Source organism: Pseudomonas sp. FG36 (assembly GCF_057809275.1).
The window spans coordinates 22,276-36,247 of record NZ_JBMDJQ010000046.1 but is presented as its reverse complement, the minus strand read 5'-3'; the positions used below and the strand labels follow the sequence as shown (position 1 = coordinate 36,247).

General features: G+C 64.4%; 10 protein-coding genes and 1 tRNA gene. 9 read left to right on the top strand and 2 right to left on the bottom strand.

What is annotated here, in order from left to right; genetic code table 11:
- Positions 1–87: 87 nt before the first annotated feature.
- Positions 88–164, bottom strand: a tRNA-Arg gene (locus tag ACODS9_RS24350).
- Positions 165–419: 255 nt separating this feature from the next.
- Here ACODS9_RS24350 and folD point away from each other — a divergent pair.
- The 9 genes from folD (at position 420) to ACODS9_RS24305 (ending at position 12,263) form a co-directional block, all read left to right on the top strand.
- Complete coding sequence (gene folD, locus ACODS9_RS24345) at positions 420–1,274, top strand: bifunctional methylenetetrahydrofolate dehydrogenase/methenyltetrahydrofolate cyclohydrolase FolD (protein WP_023629744.1); 855 nt, start codon at positions 420–422, stop codon at positions 1,272–1,274.
- Between the two features lie 205 nt (positions 1,275–1,479).
- Complete coding sequence (ctlX, locus tag ACODS9_RS24340) at positions 1,480–2,397, top strand: citrulline utilization hydrolase CtlX (protein ID WP_489094947.1); 918 nt, start codon at positions 1,480–1,482, stop codon at positions 2,395–2,397.
- Positions 2,398–2,416: 19 nt separating this feature from the next.
- The gene (gene ocd, locus ACODS9_RS24335) at positions 2,417–3,463 is read left to right on the top strand and encodes an ornithine cyclodeaminase (protein ID WP_401109254.1); all 1,047 of its coding nucleotides are present in this window, start codon (positions 2,417–2,419) and stop codon (positions 3,461–3,463) included.
- Between the two features lie 249 nt (positions 3,464–3,712).
- Positions 3,713–4,495 (top strand): ABC transporter substrate-binding protein, encoded by a 783-nt coding sequence (locus tag ACODS9_RS24330; protein WP_489094946.1) that lies wholly within the window; start codon positions 3,713–3,715, stop codon positions 4,493–4,495.
- A gap of 111 nt (positions 4,496–4,606) precedes the next feature.
- Positions 4,607–5,314 carry an ABC transporter permease gene (locus tag ACODS9_RS24325; RefSeq protein WP_367858410.1) on the top strand — a complete coding sequence of 236 codons (708 nt, stop codon included), beginning with the start codon at positions 4,607–4,609 and terminating at the stop codon, positions 5,312–5,314.
- A complete protein-coding gene (locus ACODS9_RS24320) occupies positions 5,311–6,024 on the top strand; it encodes an ABC transporter permease (RefSeq protein ID WP_401109250.1) in 714 nt (237 codons plus the stop codon). Before ACODS9_RS24325 ends, ACODS9_RS24320 begins: the two co-directional genes overlap by 4 nt.
- Before the next feature lie 4 nt (positions 6,025–6,028).
- Positions 6,029–6,847: an ABC transporter ATP-binding protein gene (locus ACODS9_RS24315; protein ID WP_489094945.1), complete on the top strand. Its 819-nt coding sequence runs from the start codon at positions 6,029–6,031 to the stop codon at positions 6,845–6,847.
- A gap of 13 nt (positions 6,848–6,860) precedes the next feature.
- Positions 6,861–7,352, top strand: coding sequence for an Lrp/AsnC family transcriptional regulator (locus ACODS9_RS24310; protein ID WP_401109244.1), 492 nt, complete (start codon positions 6,861–6,863; stop codon positions 7,350–7,352).
- Positions 7,353–7,520: 168 nt separating this feature from the next.
- A complete protein-coding gene (locus ACODS9_RS24305; protein WP_489094944.1) occupies positions 7,521–12,263 on the top strand; it encodes a dermonecrotic toxin domain-containing protein in 4,743 nt (1,580 codons plus the stop codon).
- Between the two features lie 7 nt (positions 12,264–12,270).
- Here ACODS9_RS24305 and ACODS9_RS24300 read toward each other — a convergent pair whose 3' ends face one another.
- On the bottom strand, positions 12,271–13,962 hold the full coding sequence (locus ACODS9_RS24300) for a putative bifunctional diguanylate cyclase/phosphodiesterase (protein WP_489094943.1): 1,692 nt from the start codon (positions 13,960–13,962) through the stop codon (positions 12,271–12,273).
- Between the last annotated feature and the right edge of the window lie 10 nt (positions 13,963–13,972).

The window sequence follows — 13,972 nt, the reverse complement described above, 5'->3', positions numbered from 1 at the left end:
CCCACGACAACCGGAATCACAATCCGGCGCTCTACCAACTGAGCTACGCCCACCAAAACGCGTTACTGCTTACTTGCCCGAGCCTAATGGCGCACCCGGCAGGACTCGAACCTGCGACCATCCGCTTAGAAGGCGGATGCTCTATCCAGCTGAGCTACGGGCGCTTAAGCTTCCAGCCAAACCGAACAAGCGAATCACTCATTCTGCCCGACTTTGCCAACCCGTGCCAGGCAGTGCCCGACAAGTGCGGCGAATCTTATAGGCGACCCTGAGAGGCGTCAACACCTTTCGCAAAAAAATTTAAATTATTGAAGGGGTTAGGGGATTTGCCCGACCACCCGCCTTTGCCCTTGGGCCATGTCGTGCGAGAATGTGCCCTTCTTATATATGTTCCCTTCTCGATGGTTAATCACGCGTCTATGACTGCACACCTTATCGATGGCAAGGCGATCGCCGCCAACCTGCGCCAGCAGATCGCCCAACGTGTCGCCGAGCGCCGCCAGCAGGGCCTGCGCACGCCAGGCCTGGCGGTGATCCTGGTCGGCAGCGACCCGGCCTCCCAAGTCTATGTCTCGCACAAGCGCAAGGACTGTGAAGAGGTCGGCTTCATTTCCCAGGCGTTCGACCTGCCCAGCGATACCACGCAGCAAGCCCTGGCCGATCTGATCGACCGGCTCAACGACGACCCGGCAGTCGACGGCATTCTTCTGCAACTGCCGCTGCCGGAGCACCTGGACGCCTCGCTGCTGCTCGAGCGCATCCGCCCGGACAAGGACGTGGACGGTTTCCACCCCTACAACATCGGCCGCCTGGCCCAGCGCATCCCGCTGCTGCGCCCGTGCACCCCGAAAGGCATCATGACCCTGCTGCACAGCACCGGCCAGGACCTGTACGGCATGAACGCGGTGATCGTCGGCGCATCCAACATCGTCGGCCGGCCAATGGCCATGGAGCTGCTGCTGGCCGGCTGCACCGTCACCGTCTGCCACCGTTTCACCAAGGACCTGCCCGGCCATGTCGGCCGTGCCGACCTGGTAGTGGTCGCTGCCGGCAAGCCGGGGCTGGTCAAGGGTGAGTGGGTCAAGGAAGGCGCCATCGTCATCGACGTCGGCATCAACCGCCAGGAAGACGGCAAGCTGGTCGGCGACGTGGTCTACGAGACCGCCCTGCCCCGCGCCGGCTGGATCACCCCGGTGCCGGGCGGCGTGGGCCCGATGACCCGGGCATGCCTGCTGGAGAACACTCTGTATGCGGCTGAAGAGCTGCACAAGTAATACGGTGTTCCGGCAATGAAAGAAAACGGCGCCCTTCGAGGCGCCGTTTCTCTTTGACTCCCCCACCATAGCCGCATACAGCCGATTCGGCTGCCATCCCATCCACTTCAGCTGTTTCTGGCTGCTCCCCACTCACGCTTCAGCCGGGATCTCTTCCCGATCCCCCCGACAATGGTCACACAGCCCACCCGTGGATGCGTGCCCAATGCAAACAACAAATACCGTCCTCATGATTCGCCCGGCGCGGTTCGCCTTCAACCCCGACACCGCCGCCAACAACCGCTTCCAGCAAGCCCCACTGGACCCTGAGACCGCCAGCGCAAAGGCCCTGGAAGAGTTCGACGGCTACGTCGACAGCCTGCGCCAGCACGGCGTCGACGTACTGGTGATACAGGACACCCCGGAGCCCCACACCCCTGACTCGATCTTCCCCAACAACTGCTGGAGCAGCCATGCCGACGGCAGCCTGGTGCTCTACCCGATGGAGGGCAAGAACCGCCGCCTGGAACGCAGCAAGGGCGTGCTGGGGGTGCTGAGCGAGCGCTTCGCCATCCAGCGCACCGTCGACCTGAGCCCGCTGGAACAGCAGAATCTGTTCCTCGAAGGCACCGGCAGCATGGTCCTGGACCGTGAGCACCGCATCAGCTACGCCTGTCACTCCGGGCGCACCCACGAACGCGCCCTGCGCCAGTTCGCCGAGCACCTGGACTACCGCCTGTGCCTGTTCCACGCCGTGGACCGCCAGCAGGCGCCGATCTACCACAGCAACGTGATGATGAATGTCGGCCGCCAGCTCGCCGTGGCCTGCCTCGATGCCCTGCCCCACCCAGAAGAACGCCGCGCACTGGAGCACTCGCTGCGCGACACCGACAAGCAGGTGCTGGCGCTGAACTTCGATCAGCTGGAGAACTTCGCCGGCAACATGCTTGAGGTCCACGACCGCAACGGCCGCTCGCTGCTGGTGATGTCGCGCAGCGCCTGGCGCTCGCTCGATGCGCAGCAGCGCCGCCAGGTCGAACGCCACAGCCATCCGCTGGTGGTGAACATCGACCATATCGAACGCATAGGCGGCGGCAGCGCCCGCTGCATGCTCGCCGAAATCCACCTGCCCTCGCGCCACTGACCCGTCAAGGAGAACCATCATGACCCGCTACATCGACGTAAATGACCTCGCCCGCCTGGTCAACCGCAAGGGCCTGCCCACCTGCCTGGCCGAGATGGCCGAGTACATCCGCCAGGACTACCTGCGCTGGCACGACTTCGAGAAATGCGCGCGCCTGGCCAACCACTCGCCGGACGGTGTGATCGAGCTGATGCCGGTGTCCGACGCCAACCTGTACGCCTTCAAATACGTCAACGGCCACCCGAAGAACACCCACAACGGCCTGCTCACCGTGATGGCCTTCGGCGCCCTGGGCGATGTCGATACCGGCGCGCCGGTGCTGCTCAGCGAGATGACCCTGACCACCGCCATCCGTACCGCCGCCACTTCGGCCCTGGCCGCCCGCTACCTGGCGCGCCCGGACAGCAAGCGCATGGCGCTGATCGGCAACGGCTCGCAAAGCGAGTTCCAGGCCATCGCCTTCCACACCCTGCTGGGCATCGAGGAAATCCGCCTGTTCGACATCGACCGCAAGGCTTCGGAGAAACTGGCGGCCAACCTGGCCGGCTACCCGCAACTGAAGCTGACCATCGCCGGCAGCGTGGCCGAGGCGGTACGCGGCGCCGACATCGTCACCACGGTCACCGCCGACAAGGCCTACGCCACCATCCTCACCCCGGAGCTGATCGAACCGGGCATGCACCTCAATGCCGTGGGCGGCGACTGCCCGGGCAAGACCGAACTGCACCGCGACATCGTCGAGCGTGCCCGGGTGATCGTCGAGTACGAACCGCAGAGCCGGATCGAAGGCGAGATCCAGCAGATGCCCGCCGACTCGCCAACCACCGAGTTCTGGCAGGTGGTCGAGGGCAGCGCCGCAGGCCGCGAGAACGCCGGGCAGGTCACGTTGTTCGACTCGGTCGGCTTCGCCCTGGAGGACTACTCGGCGCTGCGCTATGTGCTGGACGTCGCCCGCGCCCTGGACATCGGGCACGACATTGCGCTGGTGCCTGAACTCGAGAACCCGAAGGACCTGTTTGCCTTGCTGCAGGCAAAAGGGTGTGAGCGCAAGGCCAATGCTGCCTGACCGAACACTCGGGGCCGCTTGGCGGCCCCAATGACCGAAACGGCTGTCGCACATCCATAAATCTTTGTCGGAACAGCCGTTTCGGCTGCAAGTGGCCCACTAACAGCCGAATCCGGCCTCCCACGCGCTGGCAAACGACACAAAAAACCTGTCTATCTCGCGCATTCTGAGCGCGACCCATGAGTCACTGACGGACCTACACGCATCAACCGCCCTACTACCAATAACAACACCCAGGGACCCAAGACCATGCTCTCCATGCGAAAACGCCTCGGCGTGCTGCTGTTCTCGTTGTGTGCCACCAGCGTTGCCCAGGCCAAGGAGTGGACCGAGATCCGCTTCGGCGTCTTCCCCGAATACCCACCTTTCGAATCCGTCGCCGCCGATGGCAGCCTGCAAGGCTTCGACATCGACCTGGGCAATGCCATCTGCGCCAAGCTGCAGGTCAAGTGCACCTGGGTGCACAACGAGTTCGATGGCATGATCCCGGCCCTGCGCGCCCGCAAGTTCGACGCCATCATGTCTTCCATGGCCGTCACCCCGGCACGCCTGAAGCAGATCGACTTCACCAGCCGCCTGTTCCTCAGCCCCACCTCGGTGATCGTGCGCAAGTCGGCCGACTTCGGCGACACCACCGAATCGCTCAAGGGCAAGCAGGTCGGCGTGCTCCAGGGCTCGTTGCAGGAAGCCTACGCCCGCGCCGTGCTGGCGCCGCAGGGCGCGCAGGTCAAGGCCTACCAGAGCCAGGACCAGAACTACGCCGACCTGATCAATGGCCGCCTCGACGCCACCGTCACCGACAAGCTCGAAGCCCAGCTCAACTTCCTCTCCAAGCCCGAAGGCACCGACTTCAAGAGCGGCCCGGCGATCAAGGACCCAACCTTGCCGTTGGATATCGCCATGGGCCTGCGCAAGAGCGATCCCGAACTCAAGGCCCTGCTCGACAAGGGCATTGCCATGATCCATGCCGACGGCACCTACGCCGAGATCCAGAAGAAGTACGTCGGCGACGTGGATATCTACAACGAGTGACCTACAGCGCCGATCGCGGGGCAAACCCGCTCCCACGGGCTCAACACCGCGTGGGAGCGGCGATGCGGCGACCCGACTTGCCCCGCGATGGCCTCCCCGCGAGATCCTGTCATGAACGACTTCCTCTCTCACGGCCTGCAAGGCTTCGGCCCGCTGCTGGCCCAGGGCACCTGGATGACCCTCAAGCTGGCCCTGCTGTCACTGGCGCTCAGCCTCGCACTGGGTCTGATCGGCGCCAGCGCCAAGCTGTCGCGATCCAGGCTGCTGCGCCTCCCGGCCACCCTCTACACCACGCTGATCCGCAGCGTTCCCGACCTGGTGCTGATCCTGCTGATTTTCTACAGCATGCAGATCTGGCTCAACGACCTGACCGAGATGCTGGGTTGGGACTATGTCGAAATCGACCCGTTCAGCGCCGGGGTAGTCACCCTGGGTTTCATCTACGGCGCCTATTTCACCGAGAACTTCCGCGGCGCCATCCTCAGCGTACCCGTCGGGCAGCTGGAGGCCGCCACCGCCTATGGCCTGAGCCGGGCACAGCGGTTTCGGCTGGTGCTATTCCCGCAACTGATGCGCTTCGCCCTGCCGGGGCTGGGCAACAACTGGCTGGTGTTGCTCAAGTCCACCGCGCTGGTGTCGATCATCGGCCTGGCCGACCTGGTCAAGGCCGCGCAGAACGCCGGCAAGACCACCAATGACATGCTGTTCTTCCTGTGCCTGGCGGGCCTGGTCTACCTGGTCATCACCACCTTGTCCAATCGCCTGCTCAAGCACCTCGAGCGGCGCTACAACATCGGCATCAAGGAGCTGGCGCGATGATCGAACTCCTTCAGGAATACGGCCTGGCCTATCTCTACAACGATGGCACCGGCCTCTCGGGCCTGGCCATGACCCTCTGGCTGTTCCTGGCCAGCATGGTGCTGGGCTTCGCCTTGTCGCTGCCCCTGGCCTTGGCGCGTACCTCGCGTCATGCCTGGCTGCGCCTGCCGGTGCAACTGTACACCTTCGTGTTCCGCGGCACGCCGCTCTATATCCAGCTGCTGATCTGCTACACCGGGCTCTACAGCCTGCAGGTGGTGCGCGACCACGCCCTGCTCGACCAGTTTTTCCGCAACGCGCTCAACTGCACCCTGCTGGCATTCGTGCTCAACACCTGCGCCTACACCGTGGAGATCTTCGCCGGGGCCATCCGCAACCTGCCCGCTGGCGAGCTGGAGGCGGCCCAGGCCTATGGCTTGCGCGGCTGGAAGCTCAACCTGTTCCTGGTGCTGCCCGCCGCCCTGCGCCGTTCGCTGCCGGCCTACAGCAACGAGCTGATCCTGATGCTGCATGCCACCTCGCTGGCCTTCACCGCCACCGTCGCCGACATCCTCAAGGTCGCCCGCGACGCCAACGCCGCAACCTTCCTGACCTTCCAGGCCTTCGGCGTGGCCGCCCTGCTGTACATGCTGCTGTCCTTCGCCCTGGTCGGCCTGTTCCGCGTGGCCGAACGGCGCTGGATGCGCTTCCTTGACCCTGTACGAGGCTGAACCCATGAACGCTACCGCACTGCCACTCACCACCTTCGAACAGGCACCGACAGCCCGTGCCCATGCCGGCACCCTCAAGCTCAGCGTCGAGGGCCTGCACAAGCACTACGGCGAGCACCAGGTGCTCAAGGGTGTCTCGCTGCAGGCACGCAAGGGTGATGTGATCAGCCTGATCGGCGCCAGCGGCTCGGGCAAGAGCACCTTCCTGCGCTGCATCAACTTCCTCGAGCAGCCCAATGCCGGCAGCATCACCCTCGACGGCCAGACGCTGGAGATCCACCCCGGCACCCGCACCCCGCCACCGGCCCAGTTGCAGAACCTGCGCACGCGTCTGGCCATGGTGTTCCAGCACTTCAACCTGTGGAGCCACCTGACGGTGCTGGAGAACATCTGCCTGGCGCCGCGCAAGGTGCTGGGGATCAGCGCCAGCGAAGCCGAGGCGCGGGCGCGCAAGTACCTGGACAAGGTCGGCCTGCCGGCCCGCGCCGCCGAACAGTATCCGGCGTTTCTCTCCGGCGGCCAGCAACAGCGCGTGGCCATCGCCCGGGCGCTGGCCATGGAGCCGGAAATCATCCTGTTCGACGAGCCCACTTCGGCACTCGACCCGGAGCTGGTCGGCGAAGTGCTCAAGGTGATACAGACGCTCGCCGAGGAAGGACGTACCATGCTCATGGTCACCCATGAAATGGGGTTTGCCCGCCAGGTATCGAGCCAGGTGCTGTTCCTGCACCAGGGCCTGGTCGAGGAAAGCGGCAGCGCCGAGATCCTCGACCGGCCACAGAGCGAGCGCCTGCGGCAGTTCCTCTCCAACCGCCTCAAGTGAAGTCAAGCCGTATATGGATAGCAAGGCCATCAGCTCCACCGCGGCACCGCTGGATCGCATCGACGAAGCGATCATCGACGTGCTGCGCCACCACGGAAGGATCACCTACGAAAAGCTCTCCACCCTCGTGCACCTGACCCCCAGGCCCTGCCTGGAACGTGTGCGCAAGCTGGAGCGGCGCGGGGTGATCCGCGGTTACGGGGCCATCATCGACCTGCAGCAGGTTTCCCCCGGGTTGTCATTGCTGGTGCTGGTGGCCTTGTCCAACCAGAGCGGGCGCTCGGCGCAGCGTGCCTTCGAGGCCACCGTGCGCGCCTGCCCGCAGGTCTACGAGTGCCAGCTGATCAGCGGGCACTTCGACTACAGCCTGCGCATGCGTTGCCGCGACATGGAGCATTACCGGGTGCTGACCGAGTCCTGGATGAACAACGACGAGCTGCATATCGACAAGCTGGTGGCGCACCCGGAGCTGGCGGCGGTCAAGAGCACGGCGCCGCAACCCTGAACCAGCGGTGCTACCCGCATACCGCTTCTGCGACAAAACCGCGGCACAGACTCCGGGCTTTCCTTTCGGAGAGCCATCGCAGTGATCTCGCCTTTACCCCCTCTCAGTGCATTCGTCGACGCCCGCCTGCCGGACTGGTTACGCCAGGCCGACCAGGGACGTCGATCAATGCTCGAAACACGCATCCGCGCCAGCCACCGTGCCATCCGTCAAGTACGCAAACACCTCGACAAGATCGCGCCGCTTCAGACCTTTGCCGTGCGGAAGCTGGAGCCCGCGCTTCGCCAGTGGTACCCGAACCAGGCCCTACCGCCCTCCTCGCAAGGCTGGCTCTGGAACGTCGACATTCGACGCGAAATGACCTGGCTGGAAGCGGCCATGCTGAATTTCGCCAAGGGCAGCCGGGTGCGCCTGGCAAGCTCACGCCAGGGTGACTACCTGCCACTGGACAACCAACGTTTCGTCGATGGCGTACGCACACTCGACCTCGGGGGGCAGTACCAACAATTGCTGCGCAGCAGCATCGACAATGCCCAATTCCGCACCTTGCTGGCCAAGCAGGATCGCGACACCTTTGCCGCCGAGCTGGTCATAGCCGATCTGCGGGGGGCACTCGATCCAAGCCGCGTCGCGCTGGGCGAGGCGCTCGTCGAAGGCCGGGACGCGGTCGATCCCGCAACCGGCAAGGCGTGCGCCGTGCAATGCAGTGCGTTGCGCATTTTCGATACGGTCATCCATGGCCCCATGCTGGTGCGGCTTACGCCTCAAGGCCGGGAGCGAAACTGTTTTCTCTATCTGCCTGGTGACGATACGCCGTTGCTGAGCTACCCGTCGTTCCGCCATGCCGCCCAGGCCCTGACCCGTCGCTTGCGCGATACCAGTTTTCGCGCGCGCTTCAGTCGCTACATCGCCGATGTCGACAAACCACACTTCTTCAGCCGGTTGCAGAAGACATTGTTCCCACGGTACCCCTACACCGACCTGCGTGAGCCTATACCGGAACTGAAAGAGGGTGAACGCTTCAGCTGGGTCAACCAGTGGTTTCCTCAGGTCGGCGCCATCTGGCAAGAAACCCTGGATCACAACGCGCGCCTGCCGATGGCGTTCGAGCCTTGGCCCGGCAACTGCTTCGACGCCCGGGCCCGTTCGACGTTACAACGCTTGCTCGCGGATGCCCGAGCCCTGGCGGTGCCTACAGCCCAACGCGATGCCGAACAGCTGGAGCAACGGCTTGAACAATGGCTGTCAATCGGCCTGACCGTGCTCAACCTGGCGAGCTTGCCGCTGGAAATCCTGCAACTGCCGATGCTCATGGTTGGCGGGGCACAGCTTGTGGGCACCTTCATCGATGGTATCCACGCTGCCAATGAAGCGGATGCCGACACGGCAATCCACCACCTGTTCGAGGTCATTGGCAACCTCGCGCAATTTGCCGTGCTTGGCGTCGCCGCCCGCGGCTTTGCCGAGCCACCAGGCGTGTTGCACAGCTGGCTACCCGCGCAAGGCGAAGCGGGCACTCGCCTATGGAACGGCGACCTGGCGCCCTTCTCCCGCAGGGCGCCCTGGCCCTTGGGCACGCCCATGCCGGCCACCGGCTTGCACTGCTGGGATGACACGCACTGGTTAGTGCTGGAGGAGCGGGCATTTGCACTGGAAAAACCCTCGCAGGCTCGATGGCAGTTCCAGGCTGCCCGTGGCGTGAGCCATAAACCCACCGTGCGCGGCGGCAACGGCCAGGGCGCCTGGTTGCTGGCCCACGAACACCCGGCAAGCTGGGGGACGAGGAAATTGCTGCGCCGACTCGGGCCACCCACACGGGGGCTGGACGACACTCTGGCGCTACGCGCCTTGCAGGCCAGCAGCTACGATACGAACGCCCTGCGCAGGATGATGGTGGAACGTGAGCCGGCGCCCGCCCTGCTGCTCGACAGCCTGCAGGCGCTCGGAGCCCAACCTGTTCCGCTACCTGTGCCTGTGGCAGGTGATGAAACCTTGGCACGCGACTTTCCTGCGCTCAGCCCTCGGGGCCGGGCGCAAGTGTTGAACGAAGCGACGCGCGAAGATCTGCAGGTGCTGCGAGAGCAAAAACGCGTGCCTCTGGCCATCGCGGAGTCAGCCCGGCTGTATCAACGCGAAACGCGGATCAACAACGCCCTGCAAGGTTTCTACCAAGCTCAGGCGGGCCATTCGGAGCGCGATGAGGTTGCCTTTGCCATGCTCGCGCACATGCCTGGTCGAGATCCCTCACTGCGCATCGAACTGCGCCAGGACACACCCGAAGGCAAACTGCTGCTTGCCGTCGGCGCGCCAGACGCACCCGCCATCACACTGTCCCGCGACCCACTCGGCTACCGTCACTGGGAAGCCGGCGCCATGCCTGCCGACCGGGTCGATCTGTTCCAGGCCGTGTTCGACGCCATGTCCGAGACGCAACGCCATGCCCTGGGGTTGCCAGGGCAAACACCTCAAGCCCTTCGCGACGCGCTGTTCTTGCGTGCCCACGCCCACCGTGGTGAGGTCGCGGCGGCGCTGCGCATGGCACCACTGCGCCAATTCTTCAGGATTCCAGGGCGACTGGCCGATGGCCGGCTCGGCTATTCCTTAAGCGGTCGGGGGCGAGGCTGGCTGAGCGAAGACGAGCTGTTCGACCTGCTGTATCCCGAAGACCCCTTGAACAACCGCGAGCAGTTGCGTCAGCGCCTGCGCGAGGAAGCCGGCGACAGCCCTGGCGCCTTCGGCCGTCTGCTCGAGGCCCAGCGTGCCGACTTCAACCGCTTGGACAATGGCTTGCAGCAGTGGATCGACATGACCGATCCAGATCCGGCCGAAACCTTCCAGGTGCGCCGCAACGCCCGCAGTTCGACAGCCCTCAACATTCGCCGCGCCTGGCGGCGACAAGGCACGCCGGGCACCGAAGCGACCTTGGATCACGGCGTCCTGCAGCTGGATGCGGAGCATCTGGGAGACTTGCCGGACCTGGCAATACGCCTGCCCCATGTCCGCCACCTGACGCTGAGCAATCTCCAGGATTTGCACAGTCCCAATCTCGACCCGCTACTGCGGATGATGCCGAACCTGCGTTACCTCGACCTGAGTCAATGCCGTCTGGATGAACTGCCCGAGACCTTGGGCGAGCTGACGCAACTGCGCTCACTGGACCTGACCGGCAACCGTCTGGACATAGACAGCGAAGCAAGCCTCGGTCTGCTGGTTCGCCTTCCCCGCCTGGAACGCCTGCTGCTGACCGGCGCGGTGGAGAACATCAGCGCCTCGAGCCTGCAGCGCCTGTCGTCACTGCAACATCTATGGCTGCTGGTGGCGGACGAAAACTACCTGGCCTGGGAAGCCGAGCACTTCCAGGCCCTGCAGCAATGGCCAGCACTTACCCACCTGAGCTTGTCACTGAACGACATCACGCTCACAGAGCAAAGCCGTGACGCACTCAATGGCCTGAACCAGCTCCAGACCCTGTACCTTGGTGACAACCCGCTGGACCTGACACCGGACCTGACCGGCTGGCAACGTCTGCAACGCCTGGACCTGGAAGACGCCGCGCTGACCGAGTGGCCCATCGGTATCGAGCAATTGATGAACCAGAACCCCTTGCAACTTCGCGAACTGGATCTGAGCAGCAACCTGCTGAGCGATGCTCCGCATCTGCATGACAGCGCGTTCGCTCAAGCATTGAGGGCTGGAGAAGACATCCATTACAACTTCAACGGCAATCCTTTTTCCGATCTGGCACTGCTGCGCCTGAACGATGCGGGCCTCACGCCGATGACAGGCCTCCTGGATGACCAACTGTGGCGCAGCGACTGGCCCGAAGAATTGCAGTTGCATGTGACCCGCACGGCACAAACCCCGCAATGGCGCCCGCTGTACGGGCTTTTCGAGCGCCTGCCGCAAACCCCCGACTTCATGCGCAACCCTGCAGCGATGAGTCGGCGCATGCAAGATGTGCTGATAACCCTTGGCGACCTGGAACCGGCCAGCCACGATGTACCTGGTTGGGGGCGCGCCGAGTTGCAGCAGCAGATCAATGACCTGCTCAGGGATGCGGGCGAGGAATGCGTCGACCAGGCCGAACTGCTGTTTCAGCAGGTCGAGACCCAGACCACCGTCTGGCGTACCGTCGCGCAGGCACCGAGCAATGCCGACGATACCCAGGTCGCGATCGACACCGCCACCGCGCTGTTGCGCCAACAACACCTGGACGAGCGCGTCGGCGCGCTGTTCAACGCCCGGGCCGCTCGGCGCCGGGCACTGACTCAGGCGCAGGACGATGTTGCACGCCAGACAGCCCCCGCGCTTGACCCGGACGACGACCTCCCCGACGTGCAACTGACAGAGCCCACTTACCCGCTCGATGAGGTGGAGATGGCCCTGCACGCGCGCATGCAGTTGCAAGCGCGCCTGGCCTTGCCGCCACAACCGCAGGCCATCCGCTTCGACTACCTGGCCCGGTTGTCCGCAGCTACGCTTGAGCGCCTGGCAACCGGTGTCGAGCAGTACGTCAACGCCACACGGCTGATTGAATGGGCCGCCGAACAACCTTTCTGGCGGGGGTGGATGCGGCGCTTGCACCAAGACCGTTTCACCGCCTTGGCCAATGAATGGGCCGGAGCATCCGAGTACTTCGACACCTTGAGTGAAGCTGGGCCGGTCGACACCGTTTATGCCGGGCCGACGGTGCCACAGGCATTCGTCAACGCATTGGTTCTGGCGCATCCGACAATCCAGTGGCAACGTAGCGACCGGTTGCTGCGGGTCGATCTTGTGTCGGGACGATATCCCGAGGAAGGCAATATCCACTTGGCGATATCCGCAATGCTGCTCGAAACGCGCCAGCAAGCCGAAGATTCACTCCTGAGAACGCTGACACAGGAAACATTTGCGGTTCAGCGCGCTTGAACCCGACTCACCCCTGAACCTGCCATTGCAGCGGTTGACGATAGGAGGCGGCCCACCCGACCACCTCGGTGGCCGGCATGGGCCGGGCAATCCCATATCCCTGGGCCAGCTCGCAGCCCAAGGTCATGAGCAGCTTGCCGTGCTCGACGCTCTCCACCCCCTCGGCCACCACCTCGCGCCCAAAAGCGCGGGCCAGCCCGATGACCGCGCCGGTCAGAGTGAGATCATCATGGTCATGCAGAATGTCGCGCACAAAGGACTTGTCGATCTTGATGGTCTGCGCCGGCAGGCGCTTGAGATAGCTCAGCGAGGAATAGCCGGTGCCGAAATCATCCAGGGAGAAACGCACGCCCAGCGCACGACAGGCATCCAGGCAGCGGCCGACTCGCGGCAGGTTGTCGATTGCCACCGACTCGACGATCTCCAGGTCCAGGCGCCCTGGCGACACCCCGGGATGGCGCATCAGCAAGCGCTCCAGGCGCTGGGCGAAGTCGCCGCGCTGCAACTGGCGGGCGGCGATGTTGACGCTCAGTGACCAGTCGCGCCCGGACAGCTGCCACTGCTGCAGTTGGGCCAAGGCCTGGTCGATGACCCATTCGCCCAGCTCGACGATCAGGTCGGTCTGCTCCACGAAGGGCAGGAACTCCCCCGGCGGCACCGGCCCCTTGGAGGGATGCATCCAGCGCAGCAAGGCTTCGAAACCGATCACCTGACCGCTGCGCATGTTCACCTTCGGCTGGTAGTACAGGCACAGCTCGCCCTGGCGCAGGGCCTGGCGCACCCGCGCCACCGTCTGGTGGGTGGCCTTGAGCTCAAGCTCCTGGGACACGTCGAACAGGTGGTAGCGGTTGCGCCCTTGCTGTTTGGCCACGTACATGGCCTGGTCGGCGTGGCGCACCAGGGTGTCGGCATCCTCATCGTCCTGCGGGAACAGGGTGACACCGATGCTCGCGCTCAGGCTCAACGGGTGCTCGCGTACCGTGTAGGGCGCGGCCAGCGCCTGGAGAATGCGGCGTAACGCGGCGTCGAGCTGCTGCGGGCCTTCGATATGCCGCAGGATCAGCACGAACTCGTCCCCTGACAGCCGCGCCACCGCATCACCGCCACGCAGGATGTTCTGCAGGCGTTGGGCGACCTCCACCAGCAGCAGGTCGCCAGTGGCATGGCCGTAGCCATCGTTGACCGCCTTGAAACCATCGAGGTCGAGCATGCAGACAGCCAGGGGAATGCTTTCGCGCCGGGAGAACGCCAAGGCCTGGTTGAGCAGGTCGGACAGGTAGGCGCGGTTGGGCAGGCCAGTCAGCACGTCGTGCCCCACGCGCCACTGCAGGGTGTGCAGCAACTGGCGCTTCTCGGTGACGTCGAAGCGGATCGACACGTACTTGCGCACCTTGCCGGTGTGCGGGTCGATCAGCGGCACCATGGTGCTGTCCACCCAATACAGCGAGCCGTCCTTGGCCCGGTTGCAGATCTCGCCCTTCCATACCCGGCCAGCGGCCAGGGCGCGCCACATCTCGAGGAAGAAGCTCGGTTCGTGCAGCCCGGAATTGAGGATGCGATGGTTGGCCCCCAGCAGTTCCTCGCGGCTGTAGCCGGAGATGCTGCAGAACTGCTGGTTGACGTAGGTAATGCAACCGCGCAGGTCGGTTTCGGAAAAGATCGCGGCCGCATCGACGGCCGCGCGGTAATTGTCGTCCATAAGCATCGCA